2 protein-coding genes are annotated in these 1,026 nt (G+C 61.2%); both read right to left on the bottom strand.

The window, feature by feature from the left end; all coding sequences use genetic code 11:
- Positions 1-116: 116 nt before the first annotated feature.
- Positions 117-470 carry an IS66 family insertion sequence element accessory protein TnpB gene (gene tnpB / locus AACY52_RS28490; RefSeq protein WP_339444783.1) on the bottom strand — a complete coding sequence of 118 codons (354 nt, stop codon included), beginning with the start codon at positions 468-470 and terminating at the stop codon, positions 117-119.
- A complete protein-coding gene (locus AACY52_RS32425; protein ID WP_370468060.1) occupies positions 464-883 on the bottom strand; it encodes a transposase in 420 nt (139 codons plus the stop codon). Before AACY52_RS32425 ends, tnpB begins: the two co-directional genes overlap by 7 nt.
- Positions 884-1,026 lie beyond the last annotated feature (143 nt).

Raw genomic sequence — 1,026 nt, forward strand, 5'->3', positions numbered from 1 at the left:
AGAGCCGCGGCAAAGACACGCAACTCGGCGGGATCGCTCGGCAGCTCATCAGGCAAATCACTCATGGCCCGAGTCTGCCATGCTTCGCACGCCGATGCAGCGAAGATTTTGTATCTTTACGCAAGCGCTTTCGGCTGCGGGATTCGAGGCGCGTGCATGCGTGTCCAATCCATGCCGGCCAGAAGCGCCAACAGCTGCGCGGTATTCATCCGCATTACGCCGGCCACGATGGGAGGCCATTTGAAGCCGCTGCCATCGAGCCGCTTCCAGTACATCACAAGGCCGCTGCCATCCCAGACGACAATCTTCACCCGATCCGCGCGCTTTGCACGGAAGACCACCGCCACACCCTTCATCGGGTCATGGCCCAGCGTCTCCTTCGCCAAGAGCGCCAAGCCATCCGCGCCCTTTCTGAAGTCCACAGGTTGCGTCGCCACGTAAATCATGAGGCTCGCGGGTGGCGTCAGCATGAACGTGTCCGCCGGAGCGCCAAGAACACATCACTCAACACAGCAAGGCCAGGCGTCCCGCGTACCTCCACCCGTGCACCCAGGAACTCAACCGTAACAGTGGATGTTTCCGGTGATACGGAGGCCTCCGCAGTCGCCGGTAGCGCCAATTCCGACACCAAAGGCACGAACGATAAGGTATCCGCCGAAGCAGGCAGCACCAACTGGCCCAAACGCGCTCGACGCCGCCAGTCATGCACCTGCTGGGGCCGGCAGCCATGGCGGCGGGCGACATCTGTGACAATCGCGCCCGGCTCGAGGCTTTCCGCGGCAATCTGTGCCTTCAAATCGTCGGGCCAGCGCTTTCGACCTGCGCCAGCATACACTTCGATACGTGGGGACGGTCGTCTTATGTCGTCCGAATGGTCGTCCATTGTGAGCACCCTTGCCGAAGATGACTCTTCTAACGGTGCTCCCAAGTCTGCGCACAAACAATCTGAAGGGCCTCGCCGCTACGCTTACCCTTGATCACCGCTTCGGTGCCGACATATTTCTTCGTCGCTGGGTCGAAGCCGCC

This window comes from Pseudomonas sp. EA_65y_Pfl1_P113 (genome assembly GCF_963970525.1).
Lineage (GTDB): Bacteria > Pseudomonadota > Gammaproteobacteria > Pseudomonadales > Pseudomonadaceae > Aquipseudomonas > Aquipseudomonas tritici.

What these genes read in the sequence shown, in the direction of transcription:
- AACY52_RS32425 (WP_370468060.1), bottom strand. Translation starts at nt 883, where the DNA reads ATGGACGACCATTCGGACGACATAAGACGACCGTCCCCACGTATCGAA.
- tnpB (WP_339444783.1), bottom strand. Translation starts at nt 470, where the DNA reads ATGCTGACGCCACCCGCGAGCCTCATGATTTACGTGGCGACGCAACCT.